Raw genomic sequence first — 23,018 nt, forward strand, 5'->3', positions numbered from 1 at the left:
GGCTGCACCCCACTGAGACATGATGGACCTCACAGCGGAGTCCGGCAGACCTCTACCCAGCTACTCGTGGTCGGGGTTCTCCTCACCCCAAAACACGCGATTGACGATACGGCTGGAGTGGCGAGTCAGACGCAAATAGTGCTCAATGAAACCGTTGGAATCCGATGCATCCCACCCGGCCGCACCTGCGACCTGAGTCAGCTGGCGGCCCGGCTGTGGCAGCTGGTCTGTCCGCTTACCGCGCGTGAGCACCAGCGCGTTGCGAGCATTCGTCGCCATCAGCCAAGCATTCCGAAGTGCGTCGGTATCTTCCGCATCCAGAATCTCGTTGTCTTTCAGCACTTCCAGACATTCCAGCGTGGAAGTGTTATGCAGTTCTGGCACCTCATGGGCATGCAGCATGATCAGCAGCTGCACAGTCCATTCAATATCGGTCAGCGCACCGGAGCCGAGCTTGGTATGCGTTCGGCGATCGGCACCGCGCGGCAGACGCTCAGAGTCCACACGTGCCTTCATACGTCGGACCTCGCGGACCATCTTGGCATCAGCTCCGCCCTGTGGGTAGCGCAGCGGATCGATGGCCTTGAGGAAACGAATGCCCAGATCTCTATCTCCGGCAATCCACGTAGCACGCAGAAGCGCCTGAATTTCCCAAGTCTCGCCCCAGCGCTCGTAGTAGGTCACATAGGAATCCAGAGTTCTCACGATTGGACCCGAGCGTCCTTCTGGACGCAGGTCCACATCGACCTCCAGTGGCGGGTCCTGGCTTGGCTTTGCCAGCCGACGACGCAACGAGTCACAAATCCTGGTTGCCCACTTGACCACCTGGGAATCGTCGACAAGCGGTGTGCCATCGGCATCCTTGCGGGGCTCACAGATAAACATCACGTCGGCGTCGGAGCCGTAGCCCAGTTCAGAACCGCCGAGTCGCCCCATACCAATTACGGAGATGATGCCCGGAGCTTCCAAGTCAGGGTGCGCCAGCGACCATGCGCGAATTTCAGCGGCAAGGGCTGCTTCGAGAACGTTGTCCCATACCATCGACAGAGAATGACAGACCTCCTGCACGTCCATCAGTCCAAAGAGATCCGCAGAAGCAATACGAGCGAGCTCTGCACGGCGCAATGCACGTGCCACGCCAATTGCCTTAGCTGGATCATTGTGGCGAGCAGCAGCTGCGACCAGAGCACGCCCGACTGCATCGGAATCTGTATTCAGCAACTTCGGCCCCGACGCACCGTCACCAAACCGCTTGATGACCTCCGGCGCACTCATAATCAAATCAGACGCGTACGGCGAAGAACCGAGCACACGCATCAGCCGCTGGCCGACGATGCCCTCATCCCGCAGCGTACGCAGGAACCAGGTTTCATCGTGGAGCTTCTCCGAGAGCTTGCGATAATTGAGCAAACCCGCGTCGGGGTCTGGCGTTGAGGACAGCCACTCCATCAGCGTCGGCAGCAGCATCGCCTGAATACGCGACTTGCGCGAGGTGCCCGCTGCCAGAGCAGACAGGTGGTCGTAAGCACGATCCGGGTATTGATAGCCCAGCGCTGCCAGCTGGCGCTTAGCCGCGTCGGCGGACAACTGCAGGGTGCCGATGTCCTGCTCCACCACAAAGTTGAGCAGTGGACGGTAGAACAGTTTGTTGTGCAGGGAGCGAATCTGCGAGCTGGCCAGCCGAACCTGCTTGGCCAGCGGTTTACTGGCATCGGTACCACCTTCACCGACAATGCCAGAGGCGCGGCCGAGCCACTGTAGGGCTTCGGTGTCGTCGGCAGCAGGCAGCAAATGAGTTCGTCGCATCTTCTGCAGCTGCAGACGGTGCTCTAACAAGCGGACGAACTCGTAGGCATTAATCAGCGCGGCACCGTCTTCGCGGCCAATATAACCGGCCTCGACAAGGGCATCCAGAGCCATCACAGTTGGCAGCACTCGGAGGCTATCGTCATAGCGACCATGGACCAGCTGCAGCAGCTGCACGGCGAATTCGACATCGCGCAGACCGCCACGGCCGAGTTTGAGCTCTCGGTATCGAAGATCCTCGGGGACGTTTTGCACCACACGAGCGCGCATGCGCTGGACATCGTCGACGAAGGATTCCCGCTGCGATGCCGTCCACACCATCGGGGCGATCGCATCGATGTACTCGCGGCCCAACTCCACATCGCCCGTCATTGGTCGGGCCTTCAGCAGCGCCTGGAACTCCCAGGTCTCCGCCCATCGCTTGTAGTAAGCGACGTGGGAATCCACCGTTCGCACCAGCGCACCCGATTTGCCCTCCGGGCGAAGATTCGCGTCGACCTCAAAGAAGCAATGACAAGAGATCCGGATAAATTCACTGGCCAGACGAGTAGCGCGGGCATCCGCCGGCTCTGCAACGAAGATGACGTCCACATCGGAGATGTAGTTCAGCTCTTCCGCACCGCATTTACCCATGGCAATGACGGTCAGGCGTGTTGAGACCGGCGACGAAGGAAAGACCTGCTGAACAGCCACAGACAGTGCAGCCGTCAACGCTGCATCCGCCAAGTCACTGAGTGCCTCCGAAACCTGACGGAACGGGACTTGCGGCTGCCCCGGACGACGAGGACCCCGCGGGTACGTGCCAGCCAAGTCATAGCACGCAATGCGCATAATCAAGTCGCGGTAGGCACACTGCATCGCAACTTCGGCCTCACGGCCGGTGAGTTTCGCGCGGTACAAGCCGGGACCTTCCAGCGTGGCGGGCGCGACAACGGGCTTGCGGTACTCTGGATCCTCCTGCTTGTCCAGGCTGGCTTCATCAGTAAGCTCAATGATTTCTGGCTCCGCACCGACGCTGGAGAGCATCTCGCGGAACATATCCGCCTCAGTGGGGAGATCGGCCTGCAGAAGAACCCACTTGTCCGGGTGGGCAATCAGGTGGTCCCCCAGTGCGCTAGAGCCACCCAGCAGTGCAAACATACGCGTACGCAGCGGCACCTGCTCACGCATGGCCTCATCGAGACCGGACCAGCTGGCCCAGCTCTCCAGCTTGCCCTGCTCCTCCAGCTCATCGAGAGCGCCCTTCAGCCGCACCAACGCCACAAGCGCCAGTTTGGGATCGCTGGCCCCGGCAAGGCCCCACAACAGGTGCAGGGACTCCTCGTTATACCACCCCAAATCCTCGAGGTCAGCGCGCGTCCGATCGTCGTTACGCAAACCCAGCGCAGCGGGCCGCGGCACCGATTGGCGGGATGTGCGAGGTCGATTCATCACCATTGAAACTGGTCACCCAACAAACTAAAGACGAAAAAGGTAGGGAGCGGTTCGGGAAAATTAGTAATCCAGCGTTGCGCGCAGCTCCCACTGCGTCACCTGGCGCTGGAACTCACGCCATTCACGCCACTTATTGAGTAGGAAGAACTCATAGACGTGGTCGCCGAGAGCATCGGCCACAAGATCGGAGCGCTCCATTTCCTGCAGCGCCACTTCCAGCGATGTTGGCAAATCGCGGTAACCCATCGCACGGCGTTCCCGCTTGGTCAGCTCGGAGATGTTGTCCTCTGCCTGCTCCGGCAGCTGGTAGCCCTCCTTAATTCCCTTCAGACCGGCGGCCAAAATTACCGAGTACGCAAGATATGGGTTACATGCGGAGTCCAGGGAACGAATTTCCACCCGGCGCGAGTGCGCCTTGCCCGGCGAGTACATGGGAACACGCACAAGAGCCGAGCGGTTGGCCATGCCCCAGGTCGCAGACGTCGGAGCTTCATCACCAAAGACCGTGCGCTTGTAGGAGTTGACCCACTGATTGGTCACAGCGGAGATTTCGCTGGCGTGAGTCAGAATGCCAGCAATGAAGCCCTTTGCGGTGTCGGAGAGCTGGTTTTCATCATCCGGATCGTGGAAGGCATTGGTGTCCCCCTCAAAGAGGGAAATGTGAGTGTGCATGCCATTGCCCGGCAGATCCTGGAAGGGTTTCGGCATGAACGTCGCCTGCACGCCATTCCTCATTGCAATTTGCTTAATGATGTAGCGGAAGGACATCACGTTATCCGCCATCGTCAGCGGATCCGCGTAACGCAGGTCAATTTCCTGCTGACCCGGCGCGTTTTCATGGTGGGAGAATTCCACCGGAATACCCATGTCCTCCAACACCGTGATGGCCTCTTGGCGAAAACGTGGTGCGCGGTCGTAGACCGCCTGGTCAAAGTAACCGCCATTGTCCGTTGGCACCGGCGGCTTACCATCCGTAGTCAGGCTCTCTACCAGGAAAAACTCAATCTCCGGGTGGATGAACGCGTGGAAGCCTTCGTCGGCAAGCGCCTTAATCTGACGGCGCAGCACCTGGCGCGGATCCGCCCATGACGGCTGACCGTCGGGCATGACGATATCGCAGAACATGCGCGCGGAGGTGACTGTGTCTTCCTTATGCAGGCGCGGCATGACCTGGAACGTCGAGGGATCCGGCTGTGCGATTGTGTCAGCCTCGGAGACGCGGGAAAACCCCTCCACTGCGGAACCGTCGAAACCGATGCCCTCTTCGAAGGACCCCTCGAGCTCAGCCGGGGCGACGGCAACGGACTTCAAATATCCCAGAATGTCGGTAAACCACAGGCGGATATAGCGGATATCTTGTTCTTCGATTGCGCGGAGGACGAATTCCTGCTGACTGTTCATACTTTCCAACGTTACCCAGGTGCCCGGATTCGCGGTACACATTTTGACCATCCGGCGTGGCAGGCCAACTGCCGCACCCGTGTCATGACCGCTGCCCTCGTGGTCTCGAATTGCATGTGACTATGGCATGCTCTATTGACATGAGCGGAAAAAAGATTCGTCTGAACAATCTTGCCGAATGGAAGGCTGAGTCTCGCCCCTGGGCGATGCTGACTTGCTACGACTACTCCACCGCGCGCGCTTTTTCCGCCGCCGGTGTCGAGCTGCTGCTGGTCGGCGACTCTGCAGCAAACGTTGTCTACGGCTACGACACCACCACCGAAATCACTCTGGAAGAGATGATTCCGCTGGCCCGCGGTGTCGTCCGGGGTGCTGGCAACGCACTGGTGGTTGCCGATCTACCCTTCGGCACTTACGAGGCCTCCGATGAGCAGGCCGTGCTGTCGGCCGCGAAGATGATGCGCGAAACCGGCGCGCACATGGTCAAGATCGAAGGTGGCGTGCGCATCGCTCCACGGATCCGTGCACTGGTCAATGCCGGCATTCCGGTCATGGCGCACATCGGTTTCACCCCGCAGTCCGTCAACGCACTGTCCGGTTTCAAGGTGCAGGGACGCGGCGCGGGCGCGGAACAGCTGCGTGCCGACGCCCACGCGGTAGCCGATGCGGGTGCCGCGGCCGTGGTCCTGGAGATGGTGCCTGCGGATCTGGCGACGGAGATTACCCGCGAGCTGTCCATCCCAACTTGTGGCATCGGCGCTGGTAAACAGTGCGATGGCCAGGTACTTGTCTGGCAGGATGCCTTTGCCGTTCCGGCCGATGGTCGCAGGCCGTCGTTTAGTTCGGTGTTTGGAGAGGTCGGTGAGATGCTGACCAAGGGCGCGAAGGAGTACGTCGATCAGGTGCACTCCCGCGAGTTCCCAACTGAGGCGCAGAACTTCTCGGGGTAGTTGTTATAGGGTTCACCTTTCTCGGGCACCAGGTCTCTCTCTCCCCCCCCAACGCACCCTGGCGAGTCCACGAACACCCTGTGGACGAAAACCGGACATCTGTAACTTAAAAGTTCTTCGATTCGGGGGTAGAATTAATACTTATGGCATCTAAGTCTGGTTCTAAGTCCAAAACTCCAACTGCAGCGTTGGAGGTGGAATCTAAGTTCTCAGCTACCCCGGAAGTGGTAGCCCCGTCGTTCGATTTCGTTCCACAGGTTGGCTCCACCAATACTGAGGTGCGAAATCTCTCCGCTATCTACCTGGATACGGCGGACTTGCGGCTGACCCGCTCCAAGCACACCCTGCGTCGCCGCACAGGCGGCCCCGATGAGGGCTGGCACTTAAAGGCGCCGAGCACCGGTGGCCGTCTCGAATACGGTGTTGGCCTGGAAGAGGGCTCTGTTAACGGTGAGGGCCGCGATGCCGAGTACGTCGTGCCCACCGATTTGCTCGCCCCTGTTCGCGCAATTGTGCGCAATCACCCGCTGCTTCCAATTGCACAGGTGGACAATGAACGCCACGTCACCACGGTGTTTTCCCTCGACGGCACTCCGATGGCGGAGTTTGCCGACGACCACGTGACGGCCACCTCTTTCCTTGACGGTGGCGAAACCACCACCTGGCGTGAATGGGAAATCGAGCTGCTGGGCGACTGGGCAGATCACCCGGACGGTAAGGCTGTAATGGCAGCGATGTCCAAGGTTGCTGAGGTGGCTGGCGCCGTGCCGTCGGAAAGCCCGTCGAAGTTGGCGACGGCGTTGGGTGATTCCATCAACTCTGCTCCCCTGCCGCCTGCCCCGGCGAAGCTACCGAAGGGCACTCCGGGACGCACCGTGGTCGATGCGCTGGCCGCTAACGTAGCCAAGATGGTCGAGTACGACCCGAAGGTTCGCCGCGATGAGTTCGACTCGGTACACCAGATGCGTGTCGCTACTCGTGAGCTGCGCAGTCACATGCAGACCTTCCACGGCATCGTCGTGGGCGATAAGGTCGCAGAGCTGGAGAACAAACTCAAGCAGCTGGCGGGTGTTCTCGGTGTGGCTCGTGACGCTGAGGTCGTCGCTATGCGCTGGGAAGAGCTGCTGGCCAATCGTGAAAGCGCCGCTTTAGGCGAAGATCTGCGTGCGAATCTCGTCGAGGATGTTCAGAAGGACTACGACCGCGCTCATCAGCGTGTCGTTTTCGCGCTAAATTCCGGCGAGTACCTGCAACTTCTCGACGATCTCGATGATTTCCTCGCTAATCCGCCAATTGCCGCAAATGCGGACGAGTCCGAGGCTGCCGAGAAGAGGTCCAAGAAGAAGGACGAATCGCTTGTCGACGGCGTGGAGACCGCAGCCGCAGAAGATTCTTCGGCAGCCGACTCCAAGGGCGCGGCTGAGGTTGAGGACGAGGCTGCTTCTGAGTCCGCAGACAAGGCGGAATCTGCAAAAACTGAAGCTCCGAAGGAGCTCGATACCACTGCAGTACTGCTTGACCACCTGCGCAGCGCATTTTCTAAGTTCAGGCGTCGCCACAATCTGGTACTCGATGGTCGTGAGGATGCTGACCTGGCAGAGGCCGACTTGGATGAGCGCTACCACGATGTGCGCAAGGCCGCGAAGAAGCTGCGTTACAGCGCCGAGGCTGCTCAGAACGCAGATTTGCCGACCAAGAAGCTCTACGCTGCCTGCAAAAACCTGCAGTCGGTTCTCGGCGACTTCCAGGACACCTGCACTGCGCGTGGCTTCGTGCTGGCTCGTGCTAAGCGTGCCTCCCGTGCGGGCAGGGATACCTTTGGCTACGGCGTGCTCTACCAGATGGAGTACTACGACGGCCTGAAGGCGCTGGACGAGTACGACGACGCCGTGGCCAAGGTTTTCAAGGCATTCCGCAAGATGGAAAAGAAAATCAAGAAGGAAAAGAAGTCCTAAAAACGAGGCCCCCTCTTACTTCTCGGCTACGCCCCAGTCGTCATCTTCTTCATCCCAGTCGTCGGCCGCCTTGTTGCGCTCGGCGACTTTTTCCATAGCAGCACGGGCTTCTTCTTCTGAATCGTAGGGCCCCATTCGGTCGTCCCAACCAGTTTTCTTCCCCTGAAACACCGTGCCTGTCGACGGCTGGTAGTACCACTTGCTGCTGTTGTCGCTCACGATTCTTCTCCTCTTCCACATCGAGTTCATATCGAGTTATCGAGCACTTGCGCCACCGCTAACAGCACCCATAAGCAAACCTGCGCCAGAGACAACCATCTGTCTGCCATGTGCGCTGCGGCGACGTAAAATCCCAGTATATAGGTTTGTCACTCCCCTCGGAGGCGGGTATTATCGACGGAATTGTTCGCCTTAGAACGCAAGCGCTGAATCCGAGCGCTAAATACAAACACTGCACACAAGCACTATGAGTCCAATCTCTGGAGAGGTTTCACCCATGCCCGCCGCACCCGCTGTCGTAAACGACGTCTTCGATGCCGTCGGTTCTAATGCTTCAGTTGCATACGCCCCGGGTTCCATCAACCTATTAGGTGAGGACTGCGCGTCCTCCGGCGGCATACTTCTGACCACCGCCATTCCAGCTTATGCCGCGGTCGGTATTGAAGAGATCGACGAGCAGCAGCTCATTGTCGTATACAAGCGCGAAACCACAACGATGGATTTCCCGGACAGTGTCCCCGCCGCTTTTTCTCAGGTGCCGACCGCTGTCGCGGCTACTATCGTCGCACTGCAGCACTCACTGCACCTTGTCCCGCGCAACAGCAATGGCCTGAAGGTCACCATTGCCTCCACTATCGCGCCAGGTCGTGGTTTTGGAGAGATTCCGGCGATTCAGTGTGCTCTCGCACTGGCACTGAATGCGCGTTTCGGCGACCGCGATGATGTCCCTACTCGCACGCGTATTGCCACCGCTATCCACGAGACCATGGTGCAGGTAAAGGGCCAGTCGTGGCCGCTGTACCCCTACACCACGGCACTGCGCAGCCGCCCGGACAGCCTGCTGTGCATCAACCACTCCGATGAGGCAGTCACGCAGACGGCGTTCCCGCAGTCGCTGGCGCTGACTATCGCTTACTCCCCGGATGTCACCGGCGGTTCGCCAGACGAAGAGCGCTACGAGTTCTTCCAGCAAGCTTGTGCTGCTTTCGGCGTGCCGACTCTCGCTAGTCTCCCTGACGCACAGGAGCGGGTTGCTGACTGGGTGCGCGCTCGTCACGAGGTGCATCCGGACGACGAAGACATCCCAACCATCGGCCGTGCGATTCAGTGGCTTGACGATGCCGACGCGTCTTCCGACCGCGCCCGCGCAGTCATCGGCCACATCCGACACAGCGATATTCAAGCAGCCATCGCAGGGGTTTCGCGCGATGTCAGCGAGCGAGGCTCCGCGCCGTCGGCAAGCTCCGTGCTGGGGCAGATTGCTGAACTGACCGACAATATCGAGTGCGAGAAGATTACTCGTTGTGCGCCGTGTCCGGGTGCGTCGCTAGTGATGTGGTCCCATGTCGACGATGCCGACCGGATTTCCTCCGCGCTTAACGACGGCGGTTCCGAAACCATCCGCGTGGCGAATACGTCGGCCGGCGCAGTGGTCGAGTAACCACCGGGAAAAACGCAGTGGTCGAGTAAAAAAGCTTGTGCGAACGAGTCGGCCTATGAGCCGGATTCTGTCCCTCGGCGTTCCTTTCGGAAAGCGCCGGGTGGCGATCATCCATCTCGGTCTGCCATTGCTGACAGCCTGAAGCAGCACACCCACGAGTATCGGGCGGGCAGCCCTCGAACACCCGCGCACGCGCACGACAATGCATGCGCGATTTTGCCTTGCTCCTGGTGGGGTTTACCTAGCCGGTGCAATCACTTGCCCCGCTGGTGCGCTCTTACCGCACCTTTTCACCCTCACCGGGTCTCCACAGCTTTACGTCAAAGACATCGGCTGTGCGCCCGGCGGTCTATTTTCTGTGGCACTATTCCCGCAGGTCACCCTGGGTTGCTGTTAGCAACCACCATGCCCAGTGGAGTCCGGACTTTCCTCGACAGCGGCCTGGACGCACTCTGTAAAAGAGGCACCTGGTTCCGTTAACTGCCGCGATCACCCGGCCGGCTCGCTCGAATGGTTAGTGTACCCGCCGGGACCGCAATTCAAATAACCCGCGGTGGTAACTCACTGGTCACGCAGGTAGCTGGTGTCGTTGATCAGCCGCACTGATGTCGGCCCATCTGCATAGAACTCCGCGATAGAGAGACTGGCCAGGTCTAGGTGCAGGCGGGTGAAGATTTCAAAGCCGCAGCCGAGCCCCTGGCGCAGCAACGACTTGATTGGCGTGACATGGCTGACTACCAGCACATCAGAGGCACCGAATTGTTGAGCGATGCGCTCACGCGCGGCGCTCACTCGGCTATCGACGGTGTGGAAGTCCTCCCCCTCTGGTGGCGCCACGGTCGGGTCGGCAAGCCAAGAGCTGTGCAACTCGGGTGTGGCGTTGCGCGCCTCAGAGAAGGTCATACCTTCCCACGTACCGAAGTCGGTCTCCCGCAGATCATCGTCAACGTGCATATCCAGGCCGAGCGCCTTCGCTGCCGCCTCCGCGGTCTGCTGTGCACGCCGCTGTGGAGAGGCCACGATGGCCGAGAAGTTCACGCTGCCGCTATCGGCCAGCGCTGCCAGATGGCGTGCTGCCGCCTCTGCTTGCTGTCTGCCCAGCTCCGTCAGGTCGGGGTTGGAACGGCTCCCTGAATACTCCCGGCGAATCGACATCGGCGACTGCCCGTGACGTAGCAGCACCAGTCGCGTGGGGTCCGTCGTCGCCCCCGTCCAGCCCGGCGCGCTATCGCGCTTCTCTTCAGCCTGGCTCATTTACTTGCCTTTCACCGCTCCCAGCGTTTCGGCACGCACAATCATCGCGCCACATTCAGGACAGAACGTCACTTCCTCCGGCGCGAGCGTGGTGAATTCATGAACGGATCCGACGTCGAGCTCCATGAAGCAGGAACCGCAAGTGCGTCCGTTCAGGCGGGCGACGGGGATGCCGTTGGCAAGCGCTAAACGACGGTAAAGATTGGCTGCCGAACCATCAATGAGTTTGTCAGCCTCTTCGATTCGGGTCTCCGCGATGGAGATGCGCGCAATGATGTCAACCTCGGCGTCGTTAAGCCTTTGCTTGGCGGCGACGATGTCATCGTGCGCCTCGTCGGCGTCGTATTCGTGTTCGGCGTCGACCTGGTAGGCCTCCTGCATTCGCTCATACTGCTGGAGTTCCTGTTCAGCGCGTTCACGACGGCGCTTGGTGGAGCGCAGATCGTGCTCGAGGTCACGGCGCGTAGATGCGTCTTCTGCAGCACCGAGTGACAGACGGTCGGCCTTTTCGCGGGCCTTCAGCTTGTTGATGTCCGATTCCAGCTTGGCAATATCGCGGCCGATATCGGACGCGCTGAGCTTGGAGCGCGCCGCCTCGCTGGCCTGACGGCTGTGCTTCTTTCGCAGCTCCTGCAGCTCGGCACGCTCGGGCAGAACGTTCTGGCGGGCGGTGAGCCCATCCAGCAGAGTCTGGTTTTCCGCCTTTTCCAACATTGCCGCTTGAATTTGTGGGCTAAGCCTCATGGTCTTCACTTCCTTGCCTGTGTCGACGATTCTGCCACTGTCCAGGGATCGGTGCGCACCTCAAGGACTTCGGTCGCTACCCCGAGTCTCTCGGCCAGCATGTCTGCGGCCTGGTAACACCAGGGGAACTCGCTGGCCCAGTGAGCCGTGTCCACGACACAGAAGTCCGCCGTTCGCAATGTCTCATCTACAGGGTGATGACGCAGGTCAGAGGTGACGAATGCATCGACGCCCATCTTCGCCACGGTATCCAGGAAAGAGTCGCCCGAGCCAGATGCGACGGCCACCGTGCGAATCATCCGCTCCGGGTCGCCTGCACCGCGCACGCCCCATGCTGTTGCAGGTAGACGTTCAGCCACACGGGCGACGAAGTCCTTAAACGGCATCGGCGTATCTAATGTGCCCACACGTCCAATGCCTACGGCCTGCTGCGGATCCAGGCCGGTGGCCTGATTGTCCACGATGTCGAAGGCCGGTTCCTCGTACGGATGCGCCGCGAGGAGTGCCTTGACGATTGCCGAGCGCACAGACCTCGGTGCGACCATTTCCAGGCGTACTTCCTCAACGTACTCAATCTCTCCCTCGGCGCCGATGAAGGGATTTGCCCCGCTCAGCGGACGGAACTGGCCGTGGCCGTTAATACGGAATGCACAACTGTCGTAGTCGCCGATGGTGCCAGCGCCAGCCTCAAACATGGCTTCCGCGACCTTATCGACGTGATCTGCCGGAACCTTTACCGTCCAGGTATCCAGACCGGGGGCCGGCTGCGGTGCCAGCGGCGCACCCGGTTCTACTCCGAGCACCGTGGCCAGCTGGTCGTTCACACCCGGTCGTGCGCTATCGGCGTTGGTGTGCGCTGCAAAGAGAGCCACGCCCGCGCGGATCAGCTTGTGAAGAATCCGCCCCTTCGGCGTATCCGCGGCCACGGAATTCACACCGCGCAGTAGCAGCGGATGGTGCACGACGAGCATCTGGGCTCCGGAGGCAATCGCGCGATCTGCGACCTCGTCGGTGCAATCCAGCGCCAGCGCGATGCGACGCACCTCATCCTGCGGGTCGCCGCAGATCAGGCCGACTTTATCCCAGCTCTCCGCCAGCGCCGGCGGATAGGCCGCGTCCATCGCCGCACGCACGTCGGCAACGGTCACCACCGTGTTATCGCCCTCGGCACGGGTCTGCGCAGAGTCCGTCATACATCCATCCCTTCAACATGCATTTCTCTCCAGCCTCTCCTCCAGCGTAGTGAACTCTGCCCCACCGCATCAGTTCTGCGACAGTAAATCCGCCACCTCCGCAATTAGTCGCCGCACACTCGCTTCATCCCGCACGGCCAGCCGCCACCACGAACCGTCCAGGCCGGCAAAGGTGTCGCAACGCCGCACGGCCACTCCACGCTCCGCAAGTTCCTGCCGCAAACGCTCATGCTTGACGACGTCAACCTCCACAGCGCCCTGCCCATTGTGAGAACTCCGGTCACCTCCCGGACGTGCCAGGACAAAGGGAGCCTCGGAATCCAACACTTGCCAACCGGCTGCTCTTAGCAGCTGTGTCATAGACTCTCGCTGCTGACGAATCGCGGCGCGAATTTCTGGTAGCAGCTCTTCCTCGCGCTGAGCGATTGCCGCCATAGCGGTAAGTTGCAGCGTGCCCAGCGGCCAGTGCGGACGCCGTCGCGCCAGCTGCGCCAGGAGCTCCGGGTGACCGAGTGCGTAACCGCAGCGCAGGCCTGCGACTGCCCAGGTCTTGGTCATGCTGCGAAAAACGATAACGTTGTCAGGATTTTTGTCAGGGAGCTCAAAATCTCCCCCCGCCTCCCGATTAGCTAGCGAACAACGCTGGATAGTCCCGGCATTGGCGACATCCATAAACGCCTCATCAACGACCAAGACCGCACAGCGACTGGCGAGTTTCCGCAGGTCATCTGCCGAATGTGCAACTCCGGTGGGGTTGGTCGGATTGCCGACGATGACCATCCGGCTTTCAAGCTGCCTCGAATGCGGGGAGGACGCGTTCTCGTGTCCGTCGGCAAGCGCGGGTGTGAGTGTGTACGGCGGTGGCAGTACCAGCGAATCCACCTCGACTCCAGCGGCGCGGAACGCGGCTTCGGGTTCGGTGAACTGCGGTTGGACGATGGTGGCTGGCAAACCCAGGTGCGGCAAGAGCGAGAACCCCTCGGCGACCCCGTGGAGAAGCAGTACCTCGTCGGCGCTGCGGTTGTGGTTAGCCGCGATGTTGGCTCGGACTTCGGCGTCTAACTGCACAGATGGGTACGCGGCGAGCTCTCCGAGGGTGGCGGCCAGCGAGTCCTGCAACCACTGCGGTGTGGTGCCGTGAACATTGACGGCAAAGTCCAGGTCAGCGTCGTGGGCGGCCTGGTCGCCGTGATAGCGCAGCGGGTCGTCTAACATGCCATCCAGCCTAATGACCTTTTAGGATGAACAATATGTCCACTGACCATCGTCCCACTGTCCTCATCGATGTTGACGGCACAATCGCCGATTCACTCCCCGCAATCGCACATGGATTTCGCCTTGCACTGGAGGCAATTGACCACCCGCTTCCGCCTGAGAGCTTCATCAACACGATTCCCGGCCCGCCAATGGTGGAGACGCTCGCATCGCTTGGGCTTTCCGACGAACAAGTCGACCGTGCCTTCTCGGTGTATATGGACCATCAACACGCTGGCGGTTGGCAACGCGCGGAGATGTTTCCTGGCTGGCCGGAGCTTCTGCGCGATTGGCGGGAAGCAGGCGTACAGCTAGCCACCGCGACTTCTAAGGGAGAGTACTTCGCCCGCAAGACCCTGGACAATTTCGGGCTTCTCGAGGCCTTTGACTTCATCGGCGCCGCTGGCGATGACGGCTCGCGACAAACAAAGACCGAGGTCATTGAGTACACGCTCAAGGAGTTGGGCATTGAGTCTGATCAAGCACAGCGACCTCGCGGCTCGGTCGTAATGGTCGGCGATCGCGTTCATGATTTCGAGGGCGCCGCGCAGTTCGGCATCCCCGCTATCGCTGTTGAATGGGGATATGGCCCGGAGTCCGAGTTGGCTGCGGCTACGGCGGTGGCGTCGTCGCCAGAGGCTCTGAATCGTGTTGTGCGGGAAATGCTGTATCTTTAAGACTCGTCAACGATTAGTGACAATCCTATTTTTATTTTCCGAGAAGTTTGGTTTTGCCTATTATGCTTATGAACTCGTCGCATCGTACTGAGTCCGTGTACGTCGTGTTTGTCTGCTCCGGAAATATTTGCCGCTCCCCCATGGCTGAAATCATCGTCCGTGACGCAGTTGAAGCCAATGCGCTTGCCGGAGATGTCCTGCTCGCCTCCTGCGGAATTGGTGGCTGGCATGTCGGCGAGCCAGCCGATGAGCGGGCACAAGCCGAGCTGGAGAACTCTGGCTACGACCCGAACCACACCGCAGCACAGCTGGGCGATGAACACATGGATGCAACCCTTTTCATCGCCATGGATGAATCGCACGTCAATGGTCTACTCCACGCTGGCGTGCCCAACGAGAAAATTCGCCTGATGCGCTCCTTCGACCCGGCATCCCCGAAGGGCGCCATCGTGGCCGATCCGTACTACGGCGGCCCGGAGGGGTTCGTCCGCACTCGAAACGAAATTGAGGCCGCGACTCCAGGCATCATCGCATGGTTGCGTGAGACTCTGGCGCTGGCCTCTGAGCGTTAAGGTTTCAGCACAACCTTTTCTTTTCCCTTTTTGGCATTGCCCCGATTTCGGAACGCCCAAATCTTATTCAAGATGAAGTTAGCAGGCGTACCCAAGATGACGCCGATGAGGTTTGCCCAGTAGAGGCGGTTCCTAAATCCGGTGGAGTCATCGAAAATGTCCATCGGCAGTGCCAGCGGCGAGGTGGGGTTTGTCAGCAGCGTGATGACAATCAGGTTCACGATCAGCGCTGAAATACCGGCAAACAAAAACGGGAAGAATTGCCTAAACCAGTTCGGGCGATTGTCAGTTCGGAAAGTCCAGGACCGGTTGAGCTGGAAGTTCCAGATATTGGCCACTACAAACGCCAGGGTTGCATAGACGTGGGAGTAGCGGATGTTCCACCGCGTCCCGAACAGATTCATAAACACATCATGCTCATTGGTGCCCAGACTGAGACCGAACTTGCGAGCAATAATCACGACAATCAGGTTGACAATCACACCTGTGCCGCCGACCAGGCCGAACTTAATGAACTGGCGCGAGACCGTGCTGAAGCGACGTGAAGGCGAAGTATTCGCTGTTTGCGTGCCCACCACGACACCTCTCTTTCCATCTATCCCGGGTAGCTTTCCCGTCAAATACGCTCAAACAATTTTACCTGAAGTTCACCGTAACTCCGCACCGCCAACCACCAGCCGCACTAGTGCCATCCGCACCACCAGGTAAGCTCAATGAATGTGTTAAAGAATGTGCGCCAATTTCTGACCCCTGGGTGGGTTCTCACTGCCGTTGTCGCCATTGCGTTTTCCTATCTCGCGTTTACCGTTCTAGCCCCGTGGCAGCTGGGCAAGAACACCGCGACGCAACATCGCAATCAGCAGCTTGAGCACTCATTCGAACTCGATCCCGTGGATGTCAATGAGCTGATGCCCAAGGGCAAGGGTTTCGTCGAGGGCAATGAATGGCGACGCGTTACTGCCACAGGATCCTTCCTGCCGGATACCCGAGTACTATTGCGTAACCGCCCAGTCAACGGTGCCCCCGCCGTTCAGGTACTCGATGTCTTCGTCGCTAACAATGGTGAAAACTACCTGGTCAATCGCGGCTTTGTGCGCCCTACCGACTCCGGCACACCCAATGTTGAGCCAGCTCCGAAGGGAACCTTGACTATCTCGGCCTTTACCCGCCGAAACGAGATTCCCGCCGAAACCGCCCCAATCCCCGGCACCCCGCCGCAGGTCTACGGCATCAATACCAAGGAACTGTCCGAACTAGTCGGCACTGAGCTCAACCCCGATTGGCTTCAGCTCTCGGACAAATCCGATGCCGTCATCGAGGCTATTCCGCTGCCCACCCTGGAGTCCGGCCCTTACCTCTCCTACGGCATTCAGTGGATCTTCTTCGGCGCTCTCGTGCCGCTGGCCGTCGTCTGGTTCATTCGCGCCGAGATTATCGAACGCAAACGCGACCGCGCGGAGCAAGCGGAAATGGCCAAGAATCTCCGCGATGCCGAAGCCGCAGAACCAGTCGATCACGCTGATGACACCGAGGACACAGCACCCGAATCGAACAATGACACCACCACGCCCAACTCTCCGCAGGCTAAGCCCGAAGAGGATCGCGCTGCCGAGCTGCACCGCCAGCGCATGGCGCAGCGCTACGGCAACACTGGCCACCGCGCCGCAGGCTACCGCGACAACCGTTACGACGAACGCTTCTAGCTCGCCGTTCGCGCCTTCGCGTGCCGGACACATCCGGCGACAACCACAGCTCCCGCACAGCTGAGCACAACAATGTCTTGTACTCGCTTGCTCAGCTCAGCCGCACGCCGAACATCCGCCACCGCAGGCGCCCGGCCACTGCCCAGCACTGGGCGCATCTCTACCCCGCTCGGATACACCGTTTTGCCGCCCAGCTGCAGACCCAGCGCGCCAGCTGCACTCGCCTCCACAACGCCCGCGTTCGGGCTTGGGTGGTTGCTGGCGTCTCGCCGCCACGCCGCCAATGCTTGACGACGATTCGGGCCTGCAACCACAGTTGCGACAGCTGTAAGTCTCGCAGGGAGGAACCCGGCGACGTCGTCAAGCCGTGCACTGCCCCATCCGAACTGGTGATAGCGAGCGTTGCGGTATCCCACCATCGCGTCGAGGGTATTGACCGCTCGATAAGCGATCACGCCAGGAGCTCCTGCAATGGCACCCCACATGAGCGTGCCGGTGACTGCGTCGGAGGTATTTTCGGCAAGCGATTCGACGGTGGCTCGGGCGATGCCATCAGCGTCGAGAGCTTCCGGATCACGCGAGCACAGCCACGGCACGAGCTCTCGGGCAGCATCGATATCTCCGGCTGTGAGCCGGTCGGCCATGCGTTCGCCCGTGCGGCGGAGGGTAGTGCCGCCGAGCGATGCCCACGTGGTGACAGTCAGTGCGAGGGTCGGGGCGACTGTGCTGACTGCGGCGGTAAGCGCTACCGGCGTGGCCACTGCGATGGTGGTGAAAGCTACACCGCGCGCCTTGGAATCCGCGTAGATTCGGCGCTCAAGTTTGCTGACGGCCTGCCCGTAGATTGCCACCGGATGGTGATTGGTGGGATCTGCGAAAATGCGGTCAAGCGTATACCCCGCAGCGATGGCTACACCGCGTCGCCAGAGGCGTCGACTTCTGGCTTTTATACGCAATTTAATCAAACTGTCCCTGCAGAACGGCTACGACATCGAGCGGAGTGACATGCGCTGCCGGATGACGGTGCTGAGATGCAGCCATCAAGGTGTAATCACAGGTGTGCCGGATACCTAGTAGGTGCCCAAACTCATGTGCAAGCGTGCTGCGAATTGCATCAGGATAGAGTGTGGAAGTAACGAAAACCGTCATTTCTTTACTAATTTCCGATGCAGACGCCAAAACGTGCGAGTTCGGTTTAGGCACGTAGCGCACACTCACGGTATCCGAATCAGCTTTGTCCTTGGTCACTTCCCGAAGCACGACCTTGCCACCGAGCTTTTCATTCCACTCTTTGGCAGCAGCATCCAGCTGCGCGCGGTACGGAAAGTCTGGGGCAACAACGTAATCCAAAGTGCCGTCGGCAAGGTAGGAAGGCATCTGTTCGGAGAGATGGAGAATCGATGGATCTTCCACCGGCTCGCCTGCATTTGCGGCTTTGACCATTGCTTTACAGGTGGCGGCATCAATTATCGGTTTACCATCTCCGCCAATTGCGTAGGCCTGTGGGCCCGCAAGAAGAGATCCGACAAAAACGATAGTGGCAAGCGATTTTGTAAAACGCACAGCCCGAGAGTTTAGCACAAACAAAAAATCCGCCCGGTTTCTCCATTACGAGAATCCGGACGGATTATGACGTGCGGCGAGAGGGTTTCGAACCCCCGACCGCTGGTGTGTAAAACCAGAGCTCTACCGCTGAGCTATCGCCGCGCTGCTGCGAAACTTTAACACACGGCAAACATAGATTGCCAATTGCGCACTACACATCGCGTTTATACAGTTCATTTAAGCGGGCTTTCTTAACGATGACAGCCCGCCTCACGGCAACCCTAACCGCAACAGCTCAGCTAGTGACCAAACTTAACTGATTAGTTAAAGCCGATCAGCTAGAGCCGGTTAGCTAGAACGCTGCACTAGGCAGTTACCCTGCCAATCACCCAGGCGAAGCGCCGAGGTGTTGGAGAAACCTGCCAGCTGTGCGGACTCGTCAATTACGCCCGGCTCAATGGCACCCGGCTGGCCAGCGCCCGGGGTCAGCAGCCAAACGCGGCCTTCATCTTCCAAAGGGCGGGAAGCATCCACTAGACCATCGACCAAGTCGCCGTCTTCTTCGCGCCACCACAGCAAAACGACGTCGACAACCTCATCCGTGTCTTCGTCGAGCAGGTCTGCATCCAGGAAATTCTCGACCGACTCACTGATTGCTGAGTCACAGTCTGTATCCCAGCCAACCTCCTGGACTAGCTGACCTTCCTTGATGCCGAGCCTGCTCGCATAGTCACGAACAGCGCCTGTGGCGTTGACCACTTCCCTTTTCCTCCTCTAGAAAGATAATTCAGCTCGATTTTTCGAACTATGTCGAGAAATTTTACCGTTCAAATGCATTTTTCACAGCTCCAAAATAAGAATTTCCCCAAAAAGGTGCAGTTTTTCGCAATGTTCGTCGTAAAGCGGAGAGGATTATTCGGTGAAAGCGTGTGCGAGAAACGGGCAGGGGCACGACAGACGATTCAGAAGTAGAGTGGAGAAAAATAAACTTTGCCTTTCCTTCAGGGACTGAAAGGAGCTCATAATGTCAGATACATCGTCAGGTACGCCACAAGCCCACTCTGATGAATCAAACTTCGCCCTTATTCGTGATGGAGTTGCCTCCTATCTCACGGACGCAGATCCCGAAGAGACTAGGGAGTGGCTTGAGTCTCTCGACGGCCTGCTGGAGGAGGCAGGCCCAGAGCGCGCCCGTTTCCTTATGCTGCGCCTGCTGGAACGCGCCACAGCAAAGCGTGTGGCTCTACCGCCGCTGACATCGACAGACCTCGTCAATACCATTCCGACCGAGATGGAGCCGGAATTCCCAGGTGATGAGGACATTGAGCGCCGCTACCGCAAGTGGATCCGTTGGAATGCGGCAATTATGGTTCACCGCGCACAGCGCCCGGGGATCGGCGTGGGCGGCCATATCTCCACCTATGCGGGCGCCGCACCGCTTTACGAGGTCGGCTTTAACCACTTCTTCCGCGGCAAGGACCACCCAGGCGGCGGTGATCACGTCTTTTTCCAGGGCCACGCTTCGCCGGGCATGTACGCCCGCGCATTCCTGGAGGGACGTCTCACCGAAGAGGACCTCGACGGTTTCCGCCAGGAAGTCTCACTCGGCGAGGGCAATGGCCTTCCCTCCTACCCGCACCCGCACGGGATGCCGGAGTTCTGGGAATTCCCGACGGTGTCGATGGGCCTGGGGCCTATTAACGCTATCTACCAGGCACGCTTTAACCGTTACCTACATGACCGAGGCATCAGGGACACCTCCCAGCAGCACGTTTGGGCCTTCCTCGGTGACGGCGAGATGGACGAGCCGGAATCCCGTGGTGCCATTCAGCATGCGGCGCTGAACAACCTGGACAACCTGACATTCGTCATTAACTGCAACCTGCAGCGTCTCGACGGTCCGGTGCGCGGTAACACCAGCATCATCCAGGAGCTGGAGTCGTTCTTCCGCGGTGCTGGCTGGAATGTCATCAAGGTCGTTTGGGGCCGCGAGTGGGACGAGCTCTTCGCCAAGGACAAGGACGGCGCACTAGTCGACCTGATGAATAAGTTCTGCGATGGCGATTACCAGACGCTGAAGGCTAACGACGGCGCTTGGGTGCGAGAGCACTTCTTCGGTCGCGACCCGCGCACGGCCAAGCTGGTCGAGGACATGACCGACGAGGAGATTTGGAACCTCCGTCGCGGCGGCCACGACTACCGTAAGATTTACGCTGCCTACAAGAAGGCCTTGGAGACCAAGGACCAGCCGACTGTCATTCTGGCACACACGGTTAAGGGCTACGGCCTCGGCCACAACTTCGAGGGCCGCAACGCGACCCACCAGATGAAGAAGCTGACGCTTGATGATCTGAAGCTCTTCCGCGATAACCAGCGCATCCCAATCTCTGATGAGGAGCTGGAGAAGGATCCGTACCTGCCGCCGTACTACAACCCGGGTCCGGAGTCCGAGGAAGTGCAGTACATGCTGGAGCGGCGCAAGGAGCTCGGCGGTTTCGTGCCAGAGCGCCGCACTAGCTACGAGCCTCTGACAGTGCCAAAGCCCGAAAGCCTGAAGAACATCCTCAAGGGATCAGGTAAGCAGAAGGTCGCCACCACTATGGCGACGGTTCGTGTTTTCAGGGATCTGATGCGCGATAAGGATCTCAAGGACCGTTTCGTGCCCATCATCCCTGATGAGGCCCGTACTTTCGGCATGGACTCCTGGTTCCCGACGCTGAAGATTTACAACCCGCACGGTCAGAACTACACCCCGGTCGACCATGAGCTGATGCTGTCCTACAAGGAAGCGAAGGACGGCCAGATTCTGCATGAGGGCATTTCCGAGGCCGGATCCGTTAGCTCGTTTACCGCTGTCGGCTCGGCGTACGCCACCCATGGCGTGGCCATGATTCCGCTGTACATCTTCTACTCGATGTTCGGTTTCCAGCGCACGGCGGATTCCATTTGGGCTGCCGGTGACCAGATGTCCCGAGGTTTCCTGCTCGGCGCTACCGCTGGTCGCACGACGTTGACCGGTGAGGGGCTGCAGCACATGGACGGCCACTCCCAGCTGTTGGCAGCTACGAACCCGTCCGTGGTCTCCTACGACCCGGCCTTCGGCTACGAGATTGCTTACATCGTCTGCGACGGTATCGACCGCATGTACGGCCCGGAGCGTGGCGAAGATGTCATCTACTACCTGACTATCTACAACGAGCCGACCTCGCAGCCGGCTGTGCCGGAGGACCTCGATGTCGAGGGACTTCTCGGCGGCATCTACCGCTTCCGCAAGGCCGAGGGCGACAAGCACGTCAATCTGCTGGCTTCCGGCATTGGCATGCAGGAGGCCCTGCGTGCCGCGGACATCTTGGAAGACTACGGTGTGGCTTCCTCGATTTACTCGGTGACCTCGTGGAATGAGCTAGCACGCGATGGTCATGAACGCGACACTGAGCGTCTACACAACCCGACTGACGAGGTCCAGGATGCCTTCGTCACCCGTCAGCTGGCCGATGCAGATGGCCCGTTCATCGCAGTAACTGACTTCCAGCGGGCGGTACCGGAACAGATTCGCAAGTGGATTCCGGGTGACTACACCGTCCTCGGCACGGACGGCTACGGTTTTTCGGATACCCGTCCGGCCGCTCGCCGCTACTTCAACTCCGACGGCGAGTCGGTTGCTGTCGCTGCCCTGGCCGCCCTGGCACGCGCTGGCAAGCTCGACATGGATGTCGCCCAGGAAGCCGCTGAAGAGCTGCAGATTACCGACCCAACTGCAACCATCCAGGACGCTGAATAATGACCTCAAGCCTTGGAGATCAGCTCAGCGCCCTGTTGGGCGCACAAGTCACCGGCGACGCTGCCGATACCTCGTCCAGCGCAGCGAATACGGACTTAAAGAAGGGTTCCGCCGACACAGACCTGCCCGCAGGTGTGCATGGCGAAGTTGCAGCGATCGTCAAAAAGATGGCTAACGACGAGGTGGAGTCCCTGGAACTCTCCACCCCGCTGACCGACTACGGCTTTGACCGCTTAAGCGTCGTAGAGTTGGCCGTCCGCTGCGAGGAAGAGCTGGGAGTCCGCATTGAGGATGAGGACATTTCCTCGTTTAAGACCCTCGGCGATGTAGTTGACTACATCGCCGCCCGGCGCGGGTAGAGCTGCAGCACGTTAGCCACCTCTGCCCCACCGAGGTCTGCGTTGCCAGCGTTCGAGTTGCCGCTGGTGTTATCAGGCCCGGCAGGGGTGGACGTCGTAAAGCACTCGCCGGGGGCGTAGCCTGCGGTCACCATGCGCATCGGCTCTAACACGCGGTCCCACGGCCCACCGATGGCCGCGTCGAGGGCACCTTTGATGTCGCCGCCGCGCGCCATGATGGAACGCAGCGCGTCTTCGTTGATCACGATGTTTCCGACGGCATCGGTCTGTCCGGCGAAAGTCCCCAGCTGCGGGGTATGGCAGTAGCGCATACCGTCAATGGCGTAGCCGTCATCATCCACGGCTGGGTCTTGCGCCAGCTCGAAATAGAGGCGCGGCCACCTAGCCAGGTTGTCCACCAGTGTGGCGATGGTGTCAGCACTTGCAGTGAAAGGCACCTCAGCGCACAAAGTGGAATCCTGGTCGGTCGCACGCCAAATATCCCGGCCTGGCTTAGTGCCATCGGGCATGCTGAGTCGGGCCAGCGCCCACGTGATGTGTGGTTGCAGCGGCCCTGGCATGCTGTGAATCCACAGGACGCCTGAAAGTTGGGTGCGCATAGACGAAGGTCCTCGGAAAGGTTGCGGTCAATTGGTGTAAGACGAGATTCGTCTTCCCCTACGAACTCATCCAACGACACTTGCCACACTGCAGAAAAAGCACTGCGGTAAAACAACACTTCTGAGGTTTG

Annotated in this window: 19 protein-coding genes, 1 tRNA gene, 1 other RNA gene and 1 pseudogene; 8 read left to right on the plus strand and 14 right to left on the minus strand. The window is 59.6% G+C overall.

Annotation, left to right across the window (positions count from 1 at the left end):
* Window positions 1-60 precede the first annotated feature (60 nt).
* Together ADA16_RS04355 and ADA16_RS04360 are read right to left on the minus strand one after the other, a co-directional pair.
* Entirely contained in the window at window positions 61-3,243 is a 3,183-nt protein-coding gene (locus ADA16_RS04355; RefSeq protein WP_048759534.1) for a bifunctional [glutamine synthetase] adenylyltransferase/[glutamine synthetase]-adenylyl-L-tyrosine phosphorylase, read from the minus strand.
* 57 nt (window positions 3,244-3,300) lie between these two features.
* Window positions 3,301-4,641 carry a glutamine synthetase family protein gene (locus ADA16_RS04360; RefSeq protein WP_048759535.1) on the minus strand — a complete coding sequence of 447 codons (1,341 nt, stop codon included), beginning with the start codon at window positions 4,639-4,641 and terminating at the stop codon, window positions 3,301-3,303.
* A gap of 140 nt (window positions 4,642-4,781) precedes the next feature.
* On the opposite strand from ADA16_RS04360, the gene panB reads away from it, so the two are divergent.
* Together panB and ADA16_RS04370 are read left to right on the plus strand one after the other, a co-directional pair.
* Window positions 4,782-5,591: a 3-methyl-2-oxobutanoate hydroxymethyltransferase gene (panB, locus tag ADA16_RS04365; RefSeq protein ID WP_239659337.1), complete on the plus strand. Its 810-nt coding sequence runs from the start codon at window positions 4,782-4,784 to the stop codon at window positions 5,589-5,591.
* Window positions 5,592-5,734: 143 nt separating this feature from the next.
* Entirely contained in the window at window positions 5,735-7,546 is a 1,812-nt protein-coding gene (locus ADA16_RS04370; protein ID WP_048759537.1) for a CYTH and CHAD domain-containing protein, read from the plus strand.
* A gap of 15 nt (window positions 7,547-7,561) precedes the next feature.
* Here the strand turns inward: ADA16_RS04370 and ADA16_RS04375 are convergent, their stop codons facing one another.
* Window positions 7,562-7,765: an SPOR domain-containing protein gene (locus tag ADA16_RS04375; protein WP_016423068.1), complete on the minus strand. Its 204-nt coding sequence runs from the start codon at window positions 7,763-7,765 to the stop codon at window positions 7,562-7,564.
* A gap of 277 nt (window positions 7,766-8,042) precedes the next feature.
* Here ADA16_RS04375 and ADA16_RS04380 point away from each other — a divergent pair, with 277 nt between their 5' ends.
* A complete protein-coding gene (locus ADA16_RS04380; protein ID WP_048759538.1) occupies window positions 8,043-9,206 on the plus strand; it encodes a hypothetical protein in 1,164 nt (387 codons plus the stop codon).
* 40 nt (window positions 9,207-9,246) lie between these two features.
* Here ADA16_RS04380 and rnpB read toward each other — a convergent pair.
* The 5 genes and pseudogenes from rnpB to cobC all read right to left on the minus strand — a co-directional run bounded on the left by rnpB (window position 9,247) and on the right by cobC (window position 13,612).
* An RNA gene (rnpB, locus tag ADA16_RS10785) (RNase P RNA component class A) lies at window positions 9,247-9,711 on the minus strand.
* A gap of 56 nt (window positions 9,712-9,767) precedes the next feature.
* Window positions 9,768-10,436: pseudogene (locus ADA16_RS04385) on the minus strand (histidine phosphatase family protein); the annotation flags it as partial.
* Between the two features lie 24 nt (window positions 10,437-10,460).
* Window positions 10,461-11,204: a zinc ribbon domain-containing protein gene (locus ADA16_RS04390; RefSeq protein ID WP_048759540.1), complete on the minus strand. Its 744-nt coding sequence runs from the start codon at window positions 11,202-11,204 to the stop codon at window positions 10,461-10,463.
* A gap of 5 nt (window positions 11,205-11,209) precedes the next feature.
* On the minus strand, window positions 11,210-12,397 hold the full coding sequence (locus ADA16_RS04395; protein WP_048759541.1) for a Nif3-like dinuclear metal center hexameric protein: 1,188 nt from the start codon (window positions 12,395-12,397) through the stop codon (window positions 11,210-11,212).
* A gap of 69 nt (window positions 12,398-12,466) precedes the next feature.
* Window positions 12,467-13,612 carry an Rv2231c family pyridoxal phosphate-dependent protein CobC gene (cobC, locus tag ADA16_RS04400; RefSeq protein WP_048759542.1) on the minus strand — a complete coding sequence of 382 codons (1,146 nt, stop codon included), beginning with the start codon at window positions 13,610-13,612 and terminating at the stop codon, window positions 12,467-12,469.
* Window positions 13,613-13,647: 35 nt separating this feature from the next.
* Between cobC and ADA16_RS04405 the strand changes: the two genes are divergently transcribed.
* A complete protein-coding gene (locus tag ADA16_RS04405) occupies window positions 13,648-14,328 on the plus strand; it encodes an HAD hydrolase-like protein (RefSeq protein ID WP_048759543.1) in 681 nt (226 codons plus the stop codon).
* Window positions 14,329-14,396: 68 nt separating this feature from the next.
* Window positions 14,397-14,900 carry a low molecular weight protein-tyrosine-phosphatase gene (locus ADA16_RS04410; RefSeq protein ID WP_370647705.1) on the plus strand — a complete coding sequence of 168 codons (504 nt, stop codon included), beginning with the start codon at window positions 14,397-14,399 and terminating at the stop codon, window positions 14,898-14,900.
* On the opposite strand, the gene ADA16_RS04415 is transcribed toward ADA16_RS04410, so the two are convergent.
* Window positions 14,897-15,478 carry a GtrA family protein gene (locus tag ADA16_RS04415; protein ID WP_048759546.1) on the minus strand — a complete coding sequence of 194 codons (582 nt, stop codon included), beginning with the start codon at window positions 15,476-15,478 and terminating at the stop codon, window positions 14,897-14,899. The two genes, ADA16_RS04410 and ADA16_RS04415, sit on opposite strands and share 4 nt — an antisense overlap.
* A gap of 135 nt (window positions 15,479-15,613) precedes the next feature.
* On the opposite strand from ADA16_RS04415, the gene ADA16_RS04420 reads away from it, so the two are divergent.
* Window positions 15,614-16,603: an SURF1 family protein gene (locus tag ADA16_RS04420; protein WP_048759547.1), complete on the plus strand. Its 990-nt coding sequence runs from the start codon at window positions 15,614-15,616 to the stop codon at window positions 16,601-16,603.
* Here ADA16_RS04420 and ADA16_RS04425 read toward each other — a convergent pair.
* The 4 genes from ADA16_RS04425 to ADA16_RS04440 form a co-directional block, all read right to left on the minus strand.
* Entirely contained in the window at window positions 16,600-17,559 is a 960-nt protein-coding gene (locus tag ADA16_RS04425) for a cobalamin biosynthesis protein (RefSeq protein ID WP_239659338.1), read from the minus strand. The genes ADA16_RS04420 and ADA16_RS04425 overlap by 4 nt on opposite strands.
* A gap of 1 nt (window position 17,560) precedes the next feature.
* Window positions 17,561-18,166 carry a hypothetical protein gene (locus tag ADA16_RS04430; RefSeq protein ID WP_152680723.1) on the minus strand — a complete coding sequence of 202 codons (606 nt, stop codon included), beginning with the start codon at window positions 18,164-18,166 and terminating at the stop codon, window positions 17,561-17,563.
* Window positions 18,167-18,238: 72 nt separating this feature from the next.
* A tRNA-Val gene (locus ADA16_RS04435) sits at window positions 18,239-18,310 on the minus strand.
* A gap of 186 nt (window positions 18,311-18,496) precedes the next feature.
* Window positions 18,497-18,907, minus strand: coding sequence for a DUF3052 domain-containing protein (locus ADA16_RS04440; RefSeq protein ID WP_048759550.1), 411 nt, complete (start codon window positions 18,905-18,907; stop codon window positions 18,497-18,499).
* Between the two features lie 265 nt (window positions 18,908-19,172).
* On the opposite strand from ADA16_RS04440, the gene aceE reads away from it, so the two are divergent.
* Both aceE and ADA16_RS04450 read left to right on the plus strand, forming a co-directional pair.
* A complete protein-coding gene (aceE, locus tag ADA16_RS04445; protein WP_048759553.1) occupies window positions 19,173-21,929 on the plus strand; it encodes a pyruvate dehydrogenase (acetyl-transferring), homodimeric type in 2,757 nt (918 codons plus the stop codon).
* A complete protein-coding gene (locus ADA16_RS04450; RefSeq protein WP_048759555.1) occupies window positions 21,929-22,288 on the plus strand; it encodes an acyl carrier protein in 360 nt (119 codons plus the stop codon). The genes aceE and ADA16_RS04450 overlap by 1 nt, the downstream gene beginning before the upstream one ends.
* Here the strand turns inward: ADA16_RS04450 and ADA16_RS04455 are convergent.
* Window positions 22,264-22,887 (minus strand): DUF3145 family protein, encoded by a 624-nt coding sequence (locus ADA16_RS04455; RefSeq protein WP_048759561.1) that lies wholly within the window; start codon window positions 22,885-22,887, stop codon window positions 22,264-22,266. The two genes, ADA16_RS04450 and ADA16_RS04455, sit on opposite strands and share 25 nt — an antisense overlap.
* Window positions 22,888-23,018 lie beyond the last annotated feature (131 nt).

This window comes from Corynebacterium vitaeruminis, assembly GCF_001054325.1.
In the GTDB taxonomy this organism is placed as follows: domain Bacteria; phylum Actinomycetota; class Actinomycetes; order Mycobacteriales; family Mycobacteriaceae; genus Corynebacterium; species Corynebacterium vitaeruminis_A.